The following is a 20,756-nucleotide window of genomic DNA, read 5'->3' as shown; positions in this document are numbered from 1 at the left end:
GCCCCACCGGCGGTGACCGTCAGCCGGCCACCGGAGTCTTGGCGGGCTCCTGACCCGTCTCGACACTGGGCGTGGGCGCCGGCCCGGTGGGTGTCTCCCGGCGGAAGGGGCGGGTCACCGATCCGATGATCGAGAAACGCCCGCGGTTCTTGTTGTAGACGTCGAGGGCGACGGCCAGCAGCAGAACCAGACCCTTGATGATCTGTACCCGGTCCGAGCCGACACCCATCAGCTGGAGACCGTTGTTGAGCACCGCCATCACCAGGCCACCGACGATCGACCCGCTGATGGTGCCGAGGCCGCCGGAGACGGCCGCGCCGCCGATGAAGACCGCGGCGATGGCGTCCAGCTCCCAGCCGATGCCGTCCTGCGGCCCGGAGGCGGCCGACCGGGCCACGAAGATCATGCCGGCCAGCGCGGCCAGGATCGACATGTTCATCATGACCAGGAAGTTGACCCGCTTGAGCTTGACGCCGGAGAGCTCCGCGGCTCGGGAGTTGCCGCCGACGGCGTAGATGTGCCGGCCACCGGCGGTGTTCCGGGTGATGAAGGAGTAGATCACCACGAGTACGCCGAGGATGATGCCGGAGACCGGGAAGCTGGTACCTACCCGGCCGCCGGCGAACCGGAAGGCCGCGTACAGGATCACCGCGACCGGCACGGCGACCCGGATCAGCGAGATCCACATCGGCGCGACGTCGGCATCCATCTCCCGCCGGGTACGCCGGACCTTCCACTCCCGCGCCACGATGGCCACCGCGACGAGCAACCCGAGCAGCAGCGTGAGGTTGTTGTAGCCGGTGTTCGGGCCGACCTCCGGCAGGAAGCCGGCGCCGATCACCTTGAAGCCCTCCGGCACCGGGATGGTGTCGGCGCTGCCGATGAACTGGTTGCCGCCCCGGAAGAGCATCATCCCGGCCAGCGTGACGATGAACGCCGGCACCCCGATGTAGGCCACCCAGAAGCCCTGCCAGGCGCCGATCGCGGCGCCGACCAGCAGGCCGAACAGGATCGCCACCGGCCAGGGCAGCGACCAGTCCTGCATGGCCCGGGCCACCACGATGCCGACGAAGGCGGCGATCGAGCCGACCGACAGGTCGATGTGGCCGGCGACGATCACCATCAGCATCCCGATGGCCAGGATCAGGATGTACGAGTACTGGCTGACCAGCGAGATCAGGTTGCTCGAGTTCAGCGTCAGCCCGTCGGTCAGGATCTGGAACAGCAGGACGATCGCCACCAACGTGAAGATCATCCCGAACTGCCGGGCGTTGGATGTCGTCCCCGCGAACAGGGACTTCTGGAGTTCCTTTATGCGACTCACCGGATCTGCGCCTTCTTCGCTGAGGTCATCTGCTTCATGAGGAGTTCCGGATCGGCGTCCCGCCGTTCGATGTTGCCGGTGATGGTGCCCTCGAAGACCGTGTAGATGCGGTCGCAGAGGCCGATCAGCTCCGGCAGCTCCGAGGAGATGACGATGACGCCCTTCCCCTGGTCGGCGAGCTGCTGGATGATGCCGTAGATCTCGTACTTGGCGCCGACGTCGATGCCCCGGGTCGGCTCATCGAGGATGAGCAGGTCCGGGTCGGTGAACATCCACTTGGCCAGCACCACCTTCTGCTGGTTGCCGCCGGAGAGCTTGGTGACGCCCTCGTCGACGTTCGGGGCCTTGACCCGCAGGCTCTTGCGGTAGCCCTCGGCCGCCTGGTATTCGCGTACCGGGTCGACCACACCGTGTCCGGTGATCTTCGAGAGCTTGGCGGAGACCACCGAGGTCTTGATGTCGTCGAGCAGGTTCAGGCCGAGCGACTTGCGGTCCTCGCTGACGTACGCCAGGCCGTGCTTGATGGCGTCGGCCACCGACTTCAGCACGATCTCCTGCCCGTCCTTGAAGATCTGGCCGCCCTGGTAGACCCCGTACGAGCGACCGAAGACGCTCATCGCCAGCTCCGTACGGCCGGCGCCCATCAGCCCGGCGAACCCGACGATCTCGCCCCGCCGGACGGTGAAGCTGGAGCCCTTGGCCACCATCCGGTCGGCCGAGATGGGGTGCCGGACCGTCCAGTCCCGCACCTCGAAGAAGACCTCGCCGATCTTCGGGGTGTGGTCGGGGAACCGGCTGGAAAGCTCCCGGCCGACCATGCCCCGGACGATCCGGTCCTCGTCCACCCCGTCCGCCTTGACGTCCAGGGTCTCGATGGTCTTGCCGTCCCGCAGGATGGTGATCGAGTCGGCAATCTCGGCGATCTCGTTGAGCTTGTGCGAGATGATGATCGAGGTGATGCCGCGCTGCTTGAAGCCGCGCAGCAGGTCCAGCAGGTGCTGCGAGTCGGACTCGTTCAGTGCGGCGGTCGGCTCGTCCAGGATGAGCAGCTTGACGTCCTTGGCGAAGGCCTTCGCGATCTCGACGAGCTGCTGCTTGCCCACGCCGATGTCCTTGATCAGCGTGTCCGGGTCCTCCCGCAAGCCGACCCGGGCCATCAGCTCCAGGGCCTGCCGGTTCGCGCTCTTCCAGTCGATCGCACCGCCGCGCTGAGGCTCGTTGCCGAGGAAGATGTTCTCGGTGATCGACATCCCGGGCACCAGGGCGAGTTCCTGGTGAATGATCACGATGCCGGCCTGCTCGCTGGCCCGGATGTCGGGGAACCGGCTCTCCTCACCGCGATAGATGATCTCCCCGGAGTAGCTGCCGTACGGGTACACCCCGCTGAGCACCTTCATCAGGGTCGACTTGCCGGCGCCGTTCTCGCCCGCGATCGCGTGGATCTCGCCGCGCCGGACCACCAGGTTGACGTCGGAGAGCGCCTTGACCCCCGGGAACTCCTTGGTGATCGCGCGCATCTCCAGCAGCACGGGAGCGTCACTCATCGCCGACGCTCCCCGGTCCGGGCCGGTACGGCGGGCCGGCGGGGGGCAGCCGGGGCCGGCCGCCCGTCGTCGGGGCGCCAGAGGGAACCGCGCGCGTCCAGCGGCTGGTCGCCGCGCCGCGTCATCAACATCATTGTTGCCTCCGGGCAGGTCGTCAGACCGGCTGACATACTTTTGTTGCCTGGAGGAACTTATTGGAAAGCGAGGAAGTTTCGCAAGATTTCGTGACCTGGTCTTGACAAATTCACAGGGTCCCGGCTCATCGGCCGGCGCCGTGGGTCACTGCGGGCATCGAGCGTCCCGCAACCGGAGACGATCACGAGATTCGACCGAAGCGTCCGGAGAAGTGCCAGGTGTGCCAGCCGGGCACCTGACGTCCGTTCCCCGCCCTGCCCGTCCGGGGCGGCCCGGCAGTCGCGGAAATCCGGTCATGGTCCGGTCGTCCGAGCCCGCCCACCATACGTCCCGCAGCACCGGACCGCGCCACCCCGGGCCGGTGGAACGTGCGGCCGGTCACGCCGGGGACGCCCGCCGTCGGGCTGCGCTGTCCCCGTACGGGTTCGACTGTCCCGTGACCCCCGTCTCGGCTCATGGCCGGCACCCGCTCGTGGCTACGGGCCGGCGCCGGCCCCCCGTCTCGCCCGCCGCTCCCGCTGCGGCAGCACCGTGTACTTCGGGTCCCGGGCGGAGGCGACCCCGGCCTCGAACACCCCGAACCGGGTCAGCAGCGAGGAGGCGACCAGGGCCGCACCGGAGAGCACCGCGACGGTCCGGTTGCCCCGGGCCAGCAGCGCGCCGGCGGTACCGGCGGCCAGCAGCAACTGCCCGCCCCGGATCAGCCGGGCCGGCCGGCCGGTCCGGTACGGCTCGCCGGTCAGCCCCATCCGGGCGATCCGGCGCTCGGCGAACGTCTCGACCACCGCGCCGGCCACCGCCAGCCGGGCCGCCGGGCCGCTCTGCGCGGCCGGTGCGGCGACCAGCCCGGCGCCCGCGCCGGCCACCAGCGCGCTACCGCCGAAAATGAACGGCAGGTCCGGGTACGCGTCGTGCCAGGCCGGCATCGCGGTGTCGGCGAGCAGCACCCCGGTGTACGTGGCCAGCCCCGGTGCCGCCGCCGCCGCGACCAGTCCGGCGACCCGGCCGGCCGGAGGCAGCAGCCGGCGGACCAGCCCGAGCCCGCCGCGCCGGGACAGCGCCGGGGCGATCTCGCTCACCGCGGCAAGTCCGGCCGCCGGCCCGAACGCGGCGAGGATCCAGGTGCCCATCGACATCGGCGAGGTCGGCTTGGCGACCCGCAGCATGTGGTGGAACCGGTCCGGCCGGCCGAGATCGTTGACCAGGAAGTAGGCGCTCGCACCGACCGCACCGAGCGAGACGAGCCGGCCGGCCCTGCGCAGCGCCGCCCGACCGGTCAGGTCCGCACCGGCGGCCAGCAGCGCCGATCCGGCGGCCAGCCCACCGGTGAAGAGGTACGCCGGGATGTCCTTGCGCCACACCGGCGCCTTGACCACCGGCCGCCCGTAGTACGAGCTGAACTCGGCCGGCGGGACGACCACCGGCTGCCCGGCGACGACCCCCGGTCCCCCATCGCCGCGCCGCGCGGAGCGGCGTCGCAGCTCCCCGCCGTTGCGCTGGCCGAGGCCGTCCGCGACCTCCCGGAGCCGCTCGCCGAGCGGGCCGCCGCCGTCCGGTCCTGGCCCGGTCATGGCGCCTCCCCGATTCGCCCGTCGTGCCGACCCGGCACCGCCGGTCGGCCGACGGGCCCGATCCGGCCGCTCACCAGGGCCGCCCGACGAACGCGGCCACCGCGGCGGCCGTCATGGTGAGTGCGGCCAGCCCGGCCCGGCGCCACATCCGGGGCAGGTCCCGGGTGGTCACCACGGGATCCGGCGGCAGGCCGTACACCTCGGGCTCGTCGAGCAGCAGGAAGAATGCGCCGTCCCCACCCACACCGTCGTCCGGGTCGTGCCCGTAGAGCCGTGCCTCGGGGACGCCGTCGGCGTGCAGCCGCTCGACCCGGGCCCGGGCCCGCTCGCGCAGTTCGTCGAGTTCGCCGTACTGGATCGACTCGGTGGGGCAGGCCTGGGCGCAGGCCGGCGTGCGCCCGGCACCGATCCGGTCGTAGCAGAGCGTGCACTTCCACGCCCGGCCGTCGCCCTTGCGCTGGTCGATGACTCCGTACGGGCAGGCGGGAATGCAGTAGCCGCAGCCGTTGCAGATGTCCTGCTGCACCACCACCGTGCCGAACTCGGTGCGGAACAGCGAGCCGGTCGGGCAGACGTCCAGGCAGGCGGCGTGGGTGCAGTGCTTGCAGACGTCCGACATCATCAGCCAGCGCAGGTCGGTACGCCCGTCCCGGTCCTGCTCCCGACCGGGCAGCTCGGTGCTGGGCATGCCGAGGAACTGGGTTCCGTCCGCCATCCGACCGGCCGGTCCGGGTTCCGGGGCCCGCGGCACCCCGGGCCTGCTCCCCTGGTCGGTGCTGGTACCGGCGGCCGCCTCGGCGGTGGCCGGGGTGATCGGCGGCCCGCCCGGGGTACCGGCCAGCGGCGGTGACGACTGCCAGCCGACCGGCCGGGGTTGCTCGACGAAGGCGACGTGCCGCCACGAGTTGGCGGTCAGCGCCCCGGTGTTGTCGTACGACATGCCGAGCAGGTCGAGCCCGCTCTCCGGTACGAGGTTCCACTCCTTGCAGGCCACCTCGCAGGCCTTGCAGCCGATGCAGACGCTGGTGTCGGTGAAGAACCCCATCCGGGGTGGCGGGTCGAGGTGACCGGCCTGCTCGGCGGGGTTGACCGGCGCGTCCGGGCGCCGCGTCTCGACCATGCTCATCCCTCCCGTTCCGGGTCGCCGCCGTCTGCCCTGCGCCCCGCCGATCCCGCCCCGGCGCCGGGCCCGCGCTCGGCCGACGCCGGCTCACCCGGCGCGGGTCCGGCGCCCGGGGGCACGTCCGGTCCGGCGGTCACGACCGGCGGGTAGTGCCCGTCGGGGCCGGCCCGCCGCCGGTAGTCGGCGAGGTAGTCGAGCACCTCCGGTCCGGTCGGGCGCCGCCCGGGCCGGATGTCGCAGGTGCCGACCTTGCTCTCCTGGATCAACACGTTCGGGTCGAGGGTGACCCCGAACAGGTCGTTGGCCGGCTCACCCCGGACCAGCCCGGCGCTGCCGAAGTGGTACGGCAGCCACACCTGGTGGATGATCCGGCCCTCGATCCGCAGCGGGGTCAGCCGGTCGGTCACCATCACCCGCGCCTCGATCACGCCCCGGCTGGTGACCAGGTGCGCCCAGCCCAGGTGGGTCAGGCCGCGCTCGACGGCCAGCTCGGGCCCGACCTCGACGAACATCTCCGGTTGCAGTTCGGCGAGGTGCCGGACGTTGCGGCTCATCCCGCCCGCGGTGTGGTGCTCGGTGAGCCGGCTGACCGTGAAGACGTACGGGAATACGTCCGTACCCGGGTCCGGCGGGCTCGGGTTGGTCGGGTTGTCCGGCCGCTCGTACGTCTTGCGGGTCGGATTCGCCTGCTGGCCGTAGAGCGGGTTGCGTACCGGGGACTCGACCGGTTCGTAGTGGGTCGGCAGCGGCCCGTCCAGTATTCCGGCCGGCGCGTACAGCCAGCCCTTCCCGTCGCCCTGCATGATGAACGGGTCGTCGCCGGCCAGCGCGGCCACTCCGGTCGCGTCCGGGTCCGGCCGGTACGACGGCGGCTTGGTCTTCTCGAAGTCCGGTACGTCGTACCCGGTCCACTCTCCCCGCTCCGCGTCCCACCAGACGTACCGCTTGCGTTCGCTCCACGGCCGCCCCTCCGGGTCGGCGGAGGCCCGGTTGTAGAGGATCCGCCGGTTGAGCGGCCAGGCCCAGCCCCACTCGGCGGCGACCCAGTTCTGCTCGCCGCCGGGCTTGCGCCGGGCCGCCTGGTTGACCCCGTCGGCGAAGACCCCGGTGTAGATCCAACAGCCGCCGAGGGTCGAACCGTCGTCCTTCATCTCCACGAACGAACTCAGCGGGCGGCGGGTGGCGACCTCGTACCCGTTGATCTCCCGCAGCACCGCCTCGGCATCCGGCTCGGCGTGCGGGCCCTCGGTGGGATAGTCCCAGGCCAGGTCGAGCAGGGCCCGGTCGCGCGGCCGGGTGGAGCCGGCGAGCTTGCCGCGGATGATCCGGCCGAGGTGGTAGAAGAACCAGAGTTCCGAGCGGCAGTCGCCGGGTGCCTCGACGGCCTTCTCCCGCCACTGCAACAGCCGCTGCGTCTGGGTGAAGCTGCCGGGCTTCTCCACGTGCGAGGCGGCCGGCAGGAAGAAGACCTCGGTACGGCACCGCTCCGGGGCGATCTCGCCGGTCTCCACCTCTCGGCTGTCCTTCCAGAACGTCGCGCTCTCAATCATGAAGAGGTCGCGGACCACCAGCCAGTCCAGGTTGGCCATGCCGAGCCGCTGGGCCCGGCCGTGCGCCGAGCCGACCGCCGGGTTCTGCCCGAGCAGGAAGTAGCCCTTGACCTTGCCGTCGATCATGTTGAACACGGTCTGGTACGTGCCGTGGTCGCCGCTCATCCGGGGCAGGTAGTCGTAGCAGAAGTCGTTCTCCGGGGTGGCCGCCGCTCCCCAGTACGCCTTGAGCAGGTTCGCCGCGTACGCCCGGGCGTTGCCCCAGAAGCCCTTCTGGCCCGGGTGCTGGATGCTGTCGTACCACTTGTCGAAGGTCGGATGCTGGGCGTGGTTCGGCATCGGCAGATAGCCGGGCAGCAGGTTGAACAGCGTCGGGATGTCCGTCGAGCCCTGGATGCTGGCGTGCCCGCGCAGCGCCAGTACCCCGCCGCCGGGTCGGCCGACGTTGCCGAGCAGGAGTTGGATGATCGCCCCGGTCCGGATGTACTGCACCCCGACGCTGTGCTGGGTCCAGCCGACCGAGTAGACCAGCATGGTGGTGCGGTCCCGGTTCGAGTTCGCCACCCAGGCCCGGGCGACCTCCTCGAACTTCTCCCGGGGCACCCCGCAGACCCGCTCGACCATCTCCGGGGTGTAGCGGGCGTAGTGCCGCCGGAGGATCTGGTAGACGCAACGCGGGTGCTGGAGCGTCTCGTCCCGCTCCGCCTCGCGGTCCACCGGTGGTCCGTGCGACTCGTGCCGCAGCCCGGCCGCGCTCTCCCGCTCGGTGGCGGTGTCGTTCTGCCCGTCACCCTCGTGCCCGGCGTACTGCCAGCTCGTCTGGTCGTAGCTGGTCCGGTCCGGGTCGTAGCCGGAGAAGAGCCCGTCGCAGTCCTCGGTGTCCTGGAAGTCCTCGCTCACGATGGTGGCCGCGTTGGTGTACGCGACGACGTACTCCCGGAAGTCCAGCTCGTTGTCCAGGATGTACCGGACGATGCCGCCGAGGAACGCGATGTCGGTGCCGGCCCGGATCGGCACGTAGGCATCGGCGAGCGCGCTGGTCCGGGTGAACCGGGGGTCGACGTGGATGACCTTGGCGCCCCGCTCCTTCGCCTCCATCACCCACTGGAAGCCGACCGGGTGCGCCTCGGCCATGTTCGAGCCCTGGATGATGACGCAGTCACTGTTGATCAGATCCTGCTGGAAGTCCGTCGCGCCGCCGCGACCGAAGCTGATCCCCAGACCGGGGACCGTGGCGGAGTGTCAAATCCGGGCCTGGTTCTCGATCTGGATCGCGCCCATCGCGGTGAACAGCTTCTTGATGAGGTAGTTCTCCTCGTTGTCCAGCGTGGCCCCGCCCAGGCTGGCGATCCCGAGGGTGCGGTGCAGCGGCCGGCCCTGGTCGTCGACGTCCTCCCAGGTGGCGTCCCGGGCGGCGAGCACCCGGTCGGCGATCATGTCCATCGCGGTCGGCAGGTCCAGCTCTTCCCACTCGGTCGCGTACGGACGGCGGTAGAGCACCCGCTGCTGCCGCAGGTCGCTGGTGACCAGGCCCAGGCTGGCGGCGCCCTTGGGGCAGAGCCGGCCCCGGGAGATCGGGCTGTCCGGGTCTCCCTCGATCTGGGTGACCCGGCCGCCTGCGACGTAGACCCGCTGGCCGCAGCCGACGGCGCAGTACGGGCAGATGGACCGGGCGACCGAGTCGGCGGTGTCGGTACGCGGCGTCAGTTCGGCGGAGCGGGCGGACTTCGCGGCGGTACCCCGGCCGAGCGGGTCGGTGCCGGTGAGCTGGCGGTAGACCGGCCACCCCTCGATCCAGGTGCGGACCCCCATACCTCAGCACCTCCTGCGATGGCGAGGCCGGTTTCCCGACCACCCGAGGGTAGGTCAGCCAGACGGTGCCCCGAGGAAAAGCGCCGAAACCCGGCGGAGCCGGAAATCCACCGGAAATTTTCGCCGGCCCGTACCAGCGGATCATGAGCCCGTACTTCTCGCCGAGCGCGGCCCGCGACTCGCTGCCCTTCGCCGAGCAGGCCGCCGACGCCCTGCTGGACCGGGTCCGCCCGGGCGGCCGGATCGACCTCGTGCTGGACTACGGCAACCCGCTGCCGGCGCTGGCCACCATGAAGCTGATCGGGCTCCCGCTGGACGACTGGCAGACGTACGCCGGGCCGATGCACTGGGTCGCGGCCTCGCCGCCGAGCGACCCCGACTACCCGCGCAACGTCCAGGTGATGGGGCAGCTCGGCAGTGCCATCGCCGCCGAGGTGCCGAGGCTGCGCGAGGAGCCGGGCGAGGGACTGCTCAGCGGTCTGGCCAGGGCCACCGTCGACGGCGCACCGCTGCCCGTCGAGAGGAGGTGGTGGGCATCGCGCTACTGGTGATCCAGGGCGGCCTGCACACCACCACCGCGCTGTTCGCGCACACCATGCTCTGGCTGGCCGACCACCCCGAGCACCGGGCGGCGCTGATGGCCGATCCGGCGCTCTGCGAAGACGCGACCGAGGAGTTCCTCCGGGTCTTCCCGCCGGCGATGGACTTCGCCCGGACCGCCACCCGGGACGTGGTGGTCGGCGGGCAGCAGATCCGGGCCGGCGACCGGGTGATGATGTCCTTCGCCGCCGCCAACCGGGATCCGTCGGTCTTCCCGGACCCCGACGAGGTACGGCTGGACCGCTCCCCCAACCGGCACGCCAGCTTCGGGCTCGGCATCCACCGCTGCATCGGGCTCAACCATGCCCGCGCCTGGTTCCCGCTGATGGTGCGGCGGGTGCTCGAACGGATGCCGGACATCGCCATCGACCGGGCGGCCACCAAGCAGAACGAGAGCCTCGGCGTGATCAACGGCTTCGGCAGCATGCCGGCGACGTTCACCCCGGGCGAACCGCTCGGCGTGACGATGCCGGCCGGACTGACCGGCGCAGGTCGCCCGGTCGCCGGTCCGGGCGGTCGCCGGGAGCGTCCCGGCGGGCGCCCGGCCGTCGGCCGGAGCGGGTACGGTCTCCGCTGACCACCAACCGATCCACCGTACGGAGGTAGCGATGGCCGTCAGCGCGGACGACCTGGAGACGGCGGTGGCCAGTGTCGTCGACACGCTCCGGCCCGGCACCGACCGGGACTGGCGTGTTCCGGCGGACGGGCTGGACTGGGACTGCTGGCACACCGGGGAGCACCTCGGCGACTGCCTGCTGTCGTACGCGATGCAGCTCGGCTCCCGCCCCGCGGACCGGTACGTGCGGTTCCTGGCCACCGTCGCCCCGGAGGCGACCCCGGCCCAGCTGCTGGAGTTCGTCGAGGGCAGTGGGCGGGTCCTCGCCGCGATGGTCCGGACCGCCCCGGCGGCGGTGCGGGCCTGGCACCCCTACGGCATGGGCGACCCGGCCGGCTTCGCCGGGATGGGCTGTGTCGAGGCGCTGCTGCACGGCGACGACATCGCCCGGGCCCTCGGGCTGACCCTCGCACCGCCGGCCGAGGTCTGCGCCCGGGTGCTGGCTCGGATGTTTCCGCAGGTCGCCGCCGAGCTGGCCGAGGTCGACCCGTGGTCGGCACTGCGTTGGGCCACCGGCCGGACCGAGCTGCCCGGCCGGCCCCGGGTGCGGCGCTGGCACTGGCAGGCGGCGCCGCCGGACGAGCGCGGCTGACCGGGCTCCTCCCGCCCGGCGGGACCTCGTCCGCGTCGCCATCACCAACGGCGGCCGAGGTTCGACGAACCAGCACGCCGGCCGGCACCGTCGGCCTACCGTCAGGTGCGTGGGGGAAGAGACGGCGTGCAGGTGAGCAACACCCGGATGTACCGGGACGGCGCCCTCGTCGACCAGGGCTTCCCGGCGCGGGAGGTCGGCGACCGGCTCGCCGGCGACGACCGGGTGGTGATCTGGCTCGACATCTGCCGGCCGACCGAGGACGACCTGAAGCTGCTCGCCGAGGAACTCGGGATGCACGAACTGGCGGTCGAGGACATCGTCCAGCAGGCCCAGCGGGCGAAACTCGACCGGTACGACACGCACCTGTTCCTGAACACCTACATGGTGCGGCTGGACGCGGACGGCGGGCTGACCGACGACGAGTTGTCGGCGTTCATCAAACCCCGGGCCCTGGTGACGGTCCGCTACACCGACAAGTTCGACATCCGGCACGTGCTGGCCCGCTGGGACGAGAGCGCCGAACTCGCCCCGCACGGGATCGCGTTCCTGCTCTACGGCCTGCTCGACACCCTGATCGACGGCCACTTCTCCGCGGTGCAGCAGCTCGACGCGACGCTGGAGCGGGTGCAGGGCTCGATGTTCAAGGACGGTCGGGCGGGCGGGGCCGGCGACGCGGGCCGGGGCGGCGACGCCGGTGCCGCCGGCGAGATGGACCGCAACGAGGTGCAGCGGCAGATCTTCCTCGCCCGGCGGGACCTGGTCCGGCTCCGCCAGGTCACCCTGCCGATGCGGGAGGTGGTGAACGCCCTGATGCGTCCCACCATGCACACCGTCGATGAGGAGATGCTGCCGTACTACCAGGACCTGTACGACCACGTGCTGCGGGTGATCGAGTGGAGCGACTCGCTGCGCGACCTGAACACGACCATGCTCGAGACGAACCTGATGCTGCAGAACAACCAGCTCAACCTGATCGTCAAGCAGGTCACCGCCTGGGCGGCGGTGATCGCCGTACCGACGGCGGTGACCGGGTTCTTCGGGCAGAACCTCGCCTTCCCCTGGCGGCACACCCCGGCGGAGTTCATCGTCTCGCTGGTCGTGACGTTCGGGCTGGCGATCGCCCTGTACGTGGTGTTCCGCCGGAAGAGTTGGATCTGAGCGGCCGCCCGGGCCGGTTGCCCGCTGCCGGCTGCTCGCCAGCGCGACGTCCCCGAGGACGGACCGGGTCGGCTGGTTTTCCGGGCCAGCTGACGGCTCGGGGAGGCCGGCGCGTGGCCGGGCCTCCCCGAAACGGTTCCGTCAACGGCGTTACCGCGACCAGACGTCCTGCACGATATCCGCGGCCTGGTCCTCCCACTGCGCGTACGCGTAGGGGTACGCGGACACCTGCACCGCCTGGGCGGCGTCGGTCAGCGGCCGGTCCCACCAGCGGTCGACCCGCTTGAGCCCCTCGAAGAACGCGGCCGAGGAGTAGTCGCGGTCCCGGATCTGGTCCGGCGAGCCCCAGCCGGACGACGGCCGCTGCTGGAACAGCCCGAGCGAGTCGTGGTCGTTCCACTCGCCCAGGTGCCCGAGGTTGCGCAGCTTCGACTCCTGGAGAGCGGTCGCCACGCCGATCACCGCGCCCCGCTGACCCATGTCGAGCTTCCGGGCCACCCGGACGATCTCGCGGGCGTTGTCCCGCTGCTCGTCGTCGAGGTCGATCCGGGACTGGTAGCCCTGCACGCCGTGCGGGACCAGCTTGTCCCGGGACGCCCTGCGGTCCGAGTTTCCGCTTTCGGCGGGCCGGTTGCGGTCGTCCTCGTGCGAGTCGTCGTCCCGCATCGACTGGCTGTACGCCGCCGGCTGCGCGCCCGGGTGCCCGGAGGCGGCCACCAGACCGACCGGGCCGGCCACGGCCGAGCAGGCGGCCGCGCAGGTGAGGCCCGCGACGGCCAGCGCGGACCGGCGGGCGATCGGGGTTTCCGCGACGGCCGGAAGCCGGCGCGTCACCGGATGTGCGGCGATGGCGGGAAGCCACCGCGTGCGAGCGGTCTCCGCGATGGCGGGGAGCCATCGTCCGAAGATCGGATTCATGGTTGCCCTTTCGTCTGGATTCCGGGAGGCACTGCGACGCGCTGGGGGCAGCCCCAGCGCACAAGGGAGGTACGCCCGCGGTCCAGGGGGCTGAGCTCACGGGCGTACCGAGATAAACAACCAGCCCGCCCAGTCCGGCATTCCGGATTTGCCTGGCTGGCGTCGGCCGCCGGTCCGGTCCTGCGGTCACGACCGGGACCGGCGGTCACGACGCCGGGTCCGGGCCGGTCCGGGGGCGGCGGCAGGCCGGACAGACCAGCAAAATCGGGTACGGACGATCCGTACCCGCCAGCTTCCGGCTACCCTGAGCGCATGCAGTACGCCGCCGCGGCCGGAACCGGCGTGGTCCACCTGGCCCGCCCGGGCCGGCCTGCCGTGGTGACCCCGACCGTCGCCGAACTGACCGGCCCGACCCGGGGCACGGTCGTGCTGCCGCTGCGCCTGATGTGGGGGCCGGAGCGCAGCTTCGACCTGGACGATCCGGACCAACTGCTCTGGATGTACGAGAACGTCCTGCGCGAGAGCACCCGCTCCGACGACCTGCGCCGGTTCCTCAACGGCCGGGTGCTCCGCCGGATCTGGTCCGCACTGAACCTGCCGCGCGGGGTCCGGGCGGCGTGGGAGCGGCGGCACCCGTCACTGGCCGCCGGTGATCGCCGGGCGGCATGACCACCACCCATCTCGACGACTTCTACCGCCAGGTCGCCCGGGTCGCCCTCTCCGTGGCCGACAAGCACGGATTCGTGCTCGGCGGCGGGGTGGCCTGGGCGGCGCACGGCCTGGTCTCCCGGCCGACCGAGGACGTCGACCTCTTCGCCGACGTCGACGGCGCGGCGGCCAGCGCCGGGGCGGAGGTCCGGACCGCGCTCGAGGCGGCCGGCTTCACCGTCGTCGACGAGGACCCGTCGAGCGACCTGGCCGGGCTGTTCAGCGGGTTCGAGCTGGACATGAAGGACTTCCTGGTCGGCCGGGGCGGGCGGCGGCTACGGCTCAGCCTGGGGCGGCTGGACCGGCACCGCAGCCCGGTGGTGATGGACCTCGGGCCGGTCATGCACGTCCAGGACCTGGTGGCCAGCAAGACCGCCGCCCTGGTCACCCGCCGCGAGGTCCGGGACTACATCGACGTCGCGGCGGCGCTCGACCGGTACGCCGTGGACGACCTGATCCGGCTCGCCGCCGAGTACGATCCGGCGATCGAGCCGGACGACATCACCGCCGCCGGCCGCTACCTGGACCGGCTGCCCGACCAGCGCTTCGCCCGGTACGGCCGGGACCCCGCACAGGTCCGGAAGATCCGCGCGAAACTGGCCGGCTGGCCTCGCTGACCCTGTCGTGCCCCGCCTTGTCCGGCGCCCCCGGGCCGCCCAACTCCTCAGCGTGGCCGAGCACTTCGGCGAGCGGTTTCAGCAGTTCTTCATCGTCTCGCTCGGCGACGCGATCCTGATCATCGGGCTGGCGATGAGTCGTACCGGGTTCACCGCCGTACACCTGGCCGGGTTCGGGGTGACCCTCGGCAGCACCGTCCTGCTGTGGCGGATCTACGTACACTGCGCCGGGCAGGTGCTGCCCGCCGCGATCGGGGCGCCCAGGCGTCCGGCACGGTTCAGCCAGAGTTCGCCGTACAACCACGTGGTGATGGTCGCCGGGGTTGCCGCCACCGCCGCCGGCTTCGAACTCGCCATCGTGGGTCCGACCGGCGAGCCGACAACCGGGTGGGTCGCCACGATCCTGGGCGGTCCGGCACTCTTCCTGGCCGGTCGGCCCTCTTCGAGTACGAGGTCTTCGGTCGCGTCTCCCCGGTACGCCCCGCCGCGATCCTCGTACTCGTCGCGGCCGTGCCGGGCTTGCTGCGGCTGCCTCCGCTCGGCCGGTACCGGCCGTGGCCGCCCTGGTGCTGGCCGGAGTCGCGGTCACGGACGCTCTGCGCGGCCGCAGGCACTCCGCCGGGGCGACCGCGTCGGCCGGTTGAACCGGGCGCCCGGACCGCACGCCCCGGCCCGAGCCGGGATCGGCCCGGACACGCCGAAGGCCGGACCCGGGTGGGATCCGGCCTTCGGTTTCCTGTGTTAGCTGTTGTTCCAGGTGTTGGCGACCAGGTCAGCAGCCTGGTCCTCCCACTGCGCGTACGCGTCCGGGTACGCCGACACCTGCACCTTCTGCGCCGCGGCAGTCAGCGGCAGGTCATGCCAACCGTCAACCTGGCGCAGTCCCTTCAGGAACGCGGTGGTCGAGTACTCCGGATCGGTGATCTGCTCCGGCGTTCCCCAACCCGACGACGGACGCTGCTGGAACAGCCCCTGCGAGTCGTGGTCGTTACGGTCACCCAGGTGACCCAGGTTCTCCAGCTTCGACTCCTGAAGGCTGGTACCGACCGCGATCACCGCGGCACGCTCGTCCAGACCAGCCTTCTTCGTCGCCTTCACGATCGCCTTCACATTCTCGGACTGCTCACCCGACAACGGAATCCGCGACTGCTCACCCCGGACACCATGCGGCACGAGCTTGTCCCGCGACGGCTTACCGCCCTTACGGTCCTTGCCCTTGTCCTTGTCACTCTTACCCTTGTCACTCTTATCCTTGTGGTCCTTGTCGGCCTGCAACACCGACTGCGACACCGGCGAGCCGGCATGCTCGGGAGCGGCCTGCGCGGCCACGGCGGGGCCGGCGACAGCGCCGCCGACGAACGCCAGACCAGCCACACCCAGCGCGGTCCTACGAACCAGAGAAGTCTGCTCGACGGCCGGGAGCCATCGGCTGAACAGAGTCTTGTTCATGATGGTCCTTCCAATCGGGGATAAACACCCCAGCGGGGGACGCGGGGTGCCATTGGAAACGAAACCTCGTCCCGAGACACACGCTGACGCTGGTCTCCAGGGACACAAGAACGCCCGATCACCTGCGGGGGGATGCCGGTACTCGGGCGAACACCATATGTAACGACCGGCGGCCCCGGATCATTCCCGGAGACCCCGCCACCAGCCCAGCTCACAGGCGGTGACACTCAGCCGCACGGTGAATGTAACGACCGGCAGGCCACCAACATTCCACCCACCCGACTCGATCATGAAATCGAACCGGACATCGCGGCGTACACCTCGGAGATGGTACTGAGGGGACCCGTTCCGACCCCGAGCTTCTGCGTGTTGTTGGCGCGGGCCGACGGCCGAACGTACGGCATGCCCGTCTCGCGACACTCCGGCCGACGCGAGGTCGCTAACCGCGCGGTCCGTACGTCATCGTCGATCGGCGGCGGACCGACAATCAGAGTCTGGCATCTCGGCGGTCGGATGAGCGGTGGCGCCCAGGACCTGGCCGGTTCAGCGGTTGTCGCCATGACCACCCAGCACGCCACGGCCCTGACGGCTGGCTAGCTTGGCCAGGTTGGCCGTCGCGATGTCGTCCAGCGACAGGTCGAGGTAGTCGGCGAGCACCGCCACGTACCAGAGCACGTCACCGAGCTCCTTGGCGATGTCGGCCCGGTCGATCCGCGACTCCTCGCTGTCGAGGTCGCGGACCCACTTCTTGAACTTCTCAGCGATCTCACCCGACTCGCCGACCAGCCCGAGCACCAGGTGGAGCAGCTCGTTCCTCTTGTCACGTGGAGCGGCCGTACGGAGGGCGCCCCGCTGATACTCGTCCAGGTCCATGGCGGACCAGTATGGCCGAACCCTCCCGGCCGACCAGCCGGGCTCTACGACGACCGCAAGAAGCCGCCGGCACAGCACAACGCCGCGATCATCTGCCTGGCCCGACGCCGCGTCGACGTCCTCCACGCCATGCTCCGCATGCTCCGCAACCACATCCCCCCAGGACCGGTCGCCCGCACTCGCCGCTCGACGTAACCCGCCCGACCGTCCCACCGCCGGGACGGCCGGCAGCCCCACCGACCGACCAGCAGGCCGGGGAGCCCGCCTCCCGGTGGCCTTGGCGCCCCGGTCCGGTCGCCCCGTCCACGCCGGTGGTCCGTCAGGTCGGAGCCGGGGAGAGTGGCCGGTTCAGCCCCACATGGAGGTATCCGGCCCATCGGGTCGGAGTCGACGGAAACTCGTCGCGCAGCGCCCGCACCGTGTCGATGAGCGCCCGCGCGGCGTCGGCCGTCTCCGGTGGCCTGGTGCCACCGCCGGTCAGGGTGCCGTAGAAGGCCTCGGCGACCCGGGCACTGTCCGTGGTACGCCACATCGTGCCGACGACCCCACGGAACCCGGCGAGCTGGAACGCCGACGCCAGGTGCAGCGGCTCGTCGGTGAAGGTCGGATGGGCCTCGGCGGTACTGCACGCCGACAGGAAGGCCAGTTCCGGGCGGTCCAGCCGGTACGAGCGGACCAGGTGCGGGCTGAGCGTCGCCGCACCAAGTCGCAGGCCACCGCCGAGCATCGCGTTGGCACTGGTGTCGGCGGCGCCGTGGCAGGCGAAGTGCGCGATCGGGTGGACCCGGAGTAGGTCCTCGACATCGCGCAGCGCCACCTCCGTCCCGCTGAGCAGAGCGGAACCGGGGATCAGTCGGGCGACCTGCTCGACCTCGGCGCGTACCTCCGGCAGCGCCGACAACCGCGGTGCGCCCGGTACGCCGACGACCGCCGCCGTTGCGGTGGCCGGTGGCCGGGGCCGCCCGGTCGCCGCGTGGGCGAGCGCGCTGAGCGTCGGAGTGTACGACGACACGGTGCGGTCGAGCACCGTACGGGACCCGTCCGCCGCGCGGTGGTGACCGGCCGCGTGCAGCGGAAGCCGGGCCAGCGAGCCGACCGGGCACCACCAGATCCTCGGCGCCGGACCCTCCGCCGGGGCGATCCGGTCGAGTACCGGCCCGGTGACGGCGTCCCACAGCCAGGCCAGCACGTCGAGCAGGTCCTCCTGGGCGGCGACCCGCCGGTCGAAGGGTACCGCCGGGTCGGTCGCGTCGAGCACGGCCGCGTACATCCGGGTGACCTGGCGTTGGACGGCGGCCTCGCGCAACTCGGGCAGCCGGACCAGGTCCACCGGCCGTCCCGGCTCCGCCGGGACCAGCAGGGCGTCGCCCCGGTCGCCAAAGGTGTTGACCACGACCACCGGCAGGCCCCGGAGCCGTTCCCGGAGCACCGGCAGCGACGGTGGCCGCAGCAGGTCGGCGAAGCCCGGCAACGCGCGGATCCGGGCCACCAGCCGGTCCCGCTCGGCGGCGAGTTCGCGGGTCCGCGGCAGCCAACCGGTCCGGGGATCCCACTCCCGGGTGCTCTTGGCCAGCGACTCGCCGGACGCCGTGGTCCGCTCCACCTCGATGATGAACTTGCGGACGTGCGTGTACGCGTCCGCCTCGGCCAGTTCACGTTCGACCCTGGCCAGGTCCGCGGCGAGCAGCGGATCGACGGCAGCCAGCTCCGCTCCGCCGACGCGGATGTCCAGTGCCTCGTTGAAGAGCAGGCCGCGCCCCCGCTCCAGGAGTTCCACGGCGGCGTCGGGATCTCCCGCCGCGACCGCGACGGCGGCGGCCTCGGACGCCAGCCCGCCGAGTCTCGCGATGGCGTCCAGCCGGCGCCGGCCGGCGGTCGACCGACTGATCACCGAGGGGATCCGCCGGACGGCACGCTCGAGCGCGGCCAGCCGGGCGGTGGGATCTGCCGCGTCGACGGCGAGTTCGGCCTGGCGGCGTTCGGCGTCGATCCGGCGCTGCGGATCGGTCATCGGCGAGGCGGCGATCGCGGCGTAGGTGGCGATCGCCTCGGCGCGTGCCGCCGCCGCCTCGGGCCCGCCCAGGCCGGCCAGCTCGGCCGATGCCCGGGCCAGGATCAGGGCGCGGATCGGCCACCAGTGGTGCCCGGCCGGAGTCTCGTCGAGCGCCTGCCGGGCCAGTGCCACGGCTGCGGTGAGCGCGTCCAGGTCACCGCCGAGCACGAACCGCTGGTACCGCATCTCCGCGATCGAACTACGGATCCGCGGCTCGTCGGGATGACCCGGCGGCAGCAGCGCGAACGCCTCCTCGAAGACCTGCTCGGCCGCCAGCAGCTCCACCGGGTCCTTACGCCGAAGGGCGTGCTGGGACAGGCTGCTCGCCAGGTTGTAGGTGAAGCCGACCCGGCGGGAGTCGTCGCCGGGCAGGGCGGCGAGCGCACGCCCGTTCGCCTCCACCGCCTCGGCGAGCAGCGAGTCGTCCGGTGCCAGGGCGTCGCGGTGCACCAGCATGCTGGCGAGGCTCATCAGCCGCAGCGGATACACCTCCTGGTCGGCCGAGGTGTGCGCGACCGCCTCCCGCTGGTGCCGCACCGCCTGGTCCAGGGCGTCGCAGTCGCCGGCCAGCCGTCCGGCCCGGGCGTACGCGTCGGCGAGCACGCCGAGCTGGGTCGGTCGGGCCTCCGGGTGCGCGTCGGCCAACTCCAGGGCGGCCCGGGCGGCGCCGACGGCCACCTCGACCAGCTCGTCGGAGCGTCTGTGCAGTCCCGCGTCACCGGCCGCACCGGCCAGCAGATTCAGGATTTCCCGGCGCAGCGGATGCTCCGGGCCGGCGGCGTCCAGGGCGATCTGGGCACAGATCGCGGCCCGCTCGGCCCCGTCCAGTTCACCGCCGTGCTGCCAGCGGTCGTGCTCCGCCTGGCCGAGCAGGAGCAGGGCACGCGGCCGGGCGGGGTCGAAGGCCGGCACCGCGGCGCACAGCACCAGGGCCGAGTCGAGCCGCTCGGCCAGTACCTCCGGCGAGGTGTCGATGCCGACCCGGTCGGCCAGTTCCCCGGTACGCCGGAACAGCCGGTCCAGCAGCCCCGGCTCCTGGGCGGCACCCAGCACGGTACGCACCGGTTCGAGGCCGACCGCATGGGCCAGCAGGTTCCCGACCTCGTTGAGCCGCCCCAGTCGGGACGGCAGCTCCGGATCCTCCGGGACCGACGAGGTCACCGCGTCCCGCCAGGCCGCCGTCGCCTCGAGCAGGATCTCCACCGACGGCTGTTCCGGCAGCTCCGACAGGCGGCGCAGCGCGGCACCGAGCCGACCGACGAGGTCCAGGTCCGTCGGCCGCCGATGCCAGCCGAGCTGCGCGGCCCGACGGTAGTCGCCGACCGCCATCTCCAGCGCCCTCGGGCCGGCACCCTCGTCGAAGTACCGCTCGAAGAGACGGCCCCGGAAGGTGAGCCGGGCCGGCCGGTGCGGGTCCCGGACCGCGGTGACCGTCAGCGCCTTCGTGGCAGTGTCCAGCGCGTCCTCGTACCTGCGTCCGTCAAGGGCGTGCTCGGCGACCGCGAGCAGCGCGTCGGCGAGGTCGGTCAGCAGCGCGGCCTGAAGCAGAACGCCGGGCCAGCCACGCTGCCGGGCCGCGTACGGGAGCCACTCCCGGTAGAGGCTGACCAGCATCCGCAGCGCCCGATCGTCGCCGGCCAGGTGCCGCTGCCGCAGGCGGTCGACCCGTTCCGCCTGCTGCCGGCTCAACAGGACGGCGGAGAGTTCGTCGACTCCGGACGGACCGGGCTCACGGCACTCGTCGCGCAGCGGCTCGGGCACCAGATCCGGTTCCCGGAGCTGGAGCCGGCGGAACAACTCGACCGCCGCCCGGCGCTCCCGCAGCCCGTCCAGCCCGGGCAGCAGCAGATAGCGGCACCAGTGCAGCCGAGCCAGCACCCCCGCCACCTGCCGACCCGGGCCCCGGTCACCGACCTGTGGGCCGAGGCGCTGCGCCGCGTCGGCCAGATCCGCGTCGAGCGGGATCGACGGATCGGCGCTGCGCTCGTACTCGTCGAGGGCGGCGGTGATCAGGTCCAGGTCGCTTCTCGACATCGCTGCGTCCCATCGTCCGGCCGGGCTACCGAAGCTGACCCGCGGTCGCCTTCCGGCACACAGTCTCCACACAGTC

16 protein-coding genes are annotated in these 20,756 nt (G+C 71.9%); 7 read left to right on the top strand and 9 right to left on the bottom strand.

Annotation, left to right across the window (positions count from 1 at the left end; all coding sequences use genetic code 11):
* Window positions 1–19 precede the first annotated feature (19 nt).
* From mmsB to fdh, 5 genes are all read right to left on the bottom strand, one after another.
* Window positions 20–1,324, bottom strand: coding sequence for a multiple monosaccharide ABC transporter permease (gene mmsB, locus R6Y94_RS17985; protein ID WP_318397024.1), 1,305 nt, complete (start codon window positions 1,322–1,324; stop codon window positions 20–22).
* Window positions 1,321–2,868 (bottom strand): multiple monosaccharide ABC transporter ATP-binding protein, encoded by a 1,548-nt coding sequence (gene mmsA / locus R6Y94_RS17980; protein ID WP_318397023.1) that lies wholly within the window; start codon window positions 2,866–2,868, stop codon window positions 1,321–1,323. Before mmsA ends, mmsB begins: the two co-directional genes overlap by 4 nt.
* A gap of 611 nt (window positions 2,869–3,479) precedes the next feature.
* Window positions 3,480–4,574: an NrfD/PsrC family molybdoenzyme membrane anchor subunit gene (gene nrfD / locus R6Y94_RS17975; protein WP_318397022.1), complete on the bottom strand. Its 1,095-nt coding sequence runs from the start codon at window positions 4,572–4,574 to the stop codon at window positions 3,480–3,482.
* 70 nt (window positions 4,575–4,644) lie between these two features.
* Window positions 4,645–5,694 carry a 4Fe-4S dicluster domain-containing protein gene (locus tag R6Y94_RS17970; protein ID WP_318397021.1) on the bottom strand — a complete coding sequence of 350 codons (1,050 nt, stop codon included), beginning with the start codon at window positions 5,692–5,694 and terminating at the stop codon, window positions 4,645–4,647.
* A 2-nt stretch (window positions 5,695–5,696) separates the two neighbouring features.
* On the bottom strand, window positions 5,697–9,059 hold the full coding sequence (gene fdh, locus R6Y94_RS17965) for a formate dehydrogenase (protein ID WP_318397020.1): 3,363 nt from the start codon (window positions 9,057–9,059) through the stop codon (window positions 5,697–5,699).
* Window positions 9,060–9,202: 143 nt separating this feature from the next.
* On the opposite strand from fdh, the gene R6Y94_RS17960 reads away from it, so the two are divergent.
* The 4 genes from R6Y94_RS17960 to R6Y94_RS17945 all read left to right on the top strand — a co-directional run bounded on the left by R6Y94_RS17960 (window position 9,203) and on the right by R6Y94_RS17945 (window position 12,028).
* Window positions 9,203–9,610, top strand: coding sequence for a hypothetical protein (locus tag R6Y94_RS17960; protein ID WP_318397019.1), 408 nt, complete (start codon window positions 9,203–9,205; stop codon window positions 9,608–9,610).
* Entirely contained in the window at window positions 9,589–10,236 is a 648-nt protein-coding gene (locus tag R6Y94_RS17955) for a cytochrome P450 (protein WP_318397018.1), read from the top strand. Before R6Y94_RS17960 ends, R6Y94_RS17955 begins: the two co-directional genes overlap by 22 nt.
* A 31-nt stretch (window positions 10,237–10,267) precedes the next feature.
* Complete coding sequence (locus R6Y94_RS17950; protein ID WP_318397017.1) at window positions 10,268–10,867, top strand: maleylpyruvate isomerase N-terminal domain-containing protein; 600 nt, start codon at window positions 10,268–10,270, stop codon at window positions 10,865–10,867.
* 126 nt (window positions 10,868–10,993) lie between these two features.
* The gene (locus tag R6Y94_RS17945) at window positions 10,994–12,028 is read left to right on the top strand and encodes a magnesium transporter CorA family protein (RefSeq protein WP_318397016.1); all 1,035 of its coding nucleotides are present in this window, start codon (window positions 10,994–10,996) and stop codon (window positions 12,026–12,028) included.
* A gap of 150 nt (window positions 12,029–12,178) precedes the next feature.
* Here the strand turns inward: R6Y94_RS17945 and R6Y94_RS17940 are convergent, their stop codons facing one another.
* A complete protein-coding gene (locus R6Y94_RS17940; protein ID WP_318397015.1) occupies window positions 12,179–12,946 on the bottom strand; it encodes a hypothetical protein in 768 nt (255 codons plus the stop codon).
* A 312-nt stretch (window positions 12,947–13,258) separates the two neighbouring features.
* Between R6Y94_RS17940 and R6Y94_RS17935 the strand changes: the two genes are divergently transcribed.
* The 3 genes from R6Y94_RS17935 to R6Y94_RS17925 are packed head-to-tail and all read left to right on the top strand — an operon-like array spanning window position 13,259 to window position 15,016.
* On the top strand, window positions 13,259–13,615 hold the full coding sequence (locus R6Y94_RS17935) for a hypothetical protein (protein WP_318397014.1): 357 nt from the start codon (window positions 13,259–13,261) through the stop codon (window positions 13,613–13,615).
* Window positions 13,612–14,271: a nucleotidyl transferase AbiEii/AbiGii toxin family protein gene (locus R6Y94_RS17930; protein ID WP_318397013.1), complete on the top strand. Its 660-nt coding sequence runs from the start codon at window positions 13,612–13,614 to the stop codon at window positions 14,269–14,271. Before R6Y94_RS17935 ends, R6Y94_RS17930 begins: the two co-directional genes overlap by 4 nt.
* Before the next feature lie 7 nt (window positions 14,272–14,278).
* Entirely contained in the window at window positions 14,279–15,016 is a 738-nt protein-coding gene (locus tag R6Y94_RS17925; protein ID WP_318397012.1) for a low temperature requirement protein A, read from the top strand.
* Here R6Y94_RS17925 and R6Y94_RS17920 read toward each other — a convergent pair.
* From R6Y94_RS17920 to R6Y94_RS17910, 3 genes are all read right to left on the bottom strand, one after another.
* Window positions 15,013–15,720 (bottom strand): hypothetical protein, encoded by a 708-nt coding sequence (locus R6Y94_RS17920; RefSeq protein WP_318397011.1) that lies wholly within the window; start codon window positions 15,718–15,720, stop codon window positions 15,013–15,015. The genes R6Y94_RS17925 and R6Y94_RS17920 overlap by 4 nt on opposite strands.
* 543 nt (window positions 15,721–16,263) lie before the next feature.
* Window positions 16,264–16,593: a nucleoside triphosphate pyrophosphohydrolase family protein gene (locus tag R6Y94_RS17915; RefSeq protein ID WP_318397010.1), complete on the bottom strand. Its 330-nt coding sequence runs from the start codon at window positions 16,591–16,593 to the stop codon at window positions 16,264–16,266.
* A 319-nt stretch (window positions 16,594–16,912) separates the two neighbouring features.
* Window positions 16,913–20,680 carry a CHAT domain-containing protein gene (locus R6Y94_RS17910; protein ID WP_318397009.1) on the bottom strand — a complete coding sequence of 1,256 codons (3,768 nt, stop codon included), beginning with the start codon at window positions 20,678–20,680 and terminating at the stop codon, window positions 16,913–16,915.
* Window positions 20,681–20,756 lie beyond the last annotated feature (76 nt).

The organism is Plantactinospora sp. KLBMP9567 (genome assembly GCF_033446045.1).
Taxonomy (GTDB): domain Bacteria; phylum Actinomycetota; class Actinomycetes; order Mycobacteriales; family Micromonosporaceae; genus Plantactinospora.
Note: the sequence above shows the minus strand (reverse complement) of the source record. Positions and strands in the feature narration are given on the sequence as shown.

What these genes read in the sequence shown, in the direction of transcription:
- R6Y94_RS17910 (WP_318397009.1), bottom strand. Translation starts at nt 20,680, where the DNA reads ATGTCGAGAAGCGACCTGGACCTGATCACCGCCGCCCTCGACGAGTAC.
- R6Y94_RS17915 (WP_318397010.1), bottom strand. Translation starts at nt 16,593, where the DNA reads ATGGACCTGGACGAGTATCAGCGGGGCGCCCTCCGTACGGCCGCTCCA.
- R6Y94_RS17935 (WP_318397014.1), top strand. Translation starts at nt 13,259, where the DNA reads ATGCAGTACGCCGCCGCGGCCGGAACCGGCGTGGTCCACCTGGCCCGC.
- R6Y94_RS17930 (WP_318397013.1), top strand. Translation starts at nt 13,612, where the DNA reads ATGACCACCACCCATCTCGACGACTTCTACCGCCAGGTCGCCCGGGTC.
- R6Y94_RS17960 (WP_318397019.1), top strand. Translation starts at nt 9,203, where the DNA reads ATGAGCCCGTACTTCTCGCCGAGCGCGGCCCGCGACTCGCTGCCCTTC.
- mmsA (WP_318397023.1), bottom strand. Translation starts at nt 2,868, where the DNA reads ATGAGTGACGCTCCCGTGCTGCTGGAGATGCGCGCGATCACCAAGGAG.
- nrfD (WP_318397022.1), bottom strand. Translation starts at nt 4,574, where the DNA reads ATGACCGGGCCAGGACCGGACGGCGGCGGCCCGCTCGGCGAGCGGCTC.
- R6Y94_RS17950 (WP_318397017.1), top strand. Translation starts at nt 10,268, where the DNA reads ATGGCCGTCAGCGCGGACGACCTGGAGACGGCGGTGGCCAGTGTCGTC.
- R6Y94_RS17940 (WP_318397015.1), bottom strand. Translation starts at nt 12,946, where the DNA reads ATGAATCCGATCTTCGGACGATGGCTCCCCGCCATCGCGGAGACCGCT.
- R6Y94_RS17970 (WP_318397021.1), bottom strand. Translation starts at nt 5,694, where the DNA reads ATGGTCGAGACGCGGCGCCCGGACGCGCCGGTCAACCCCGCCGAGCAG.
- R6Y94_RS17920 (WP_318397011.1), bottom strand. Translation starts at nt 15,720, where the DNA reads ATGAACAAGACTCTGTTCAGCCGATGGCTCCCGGCCGTCGAGCAGACT.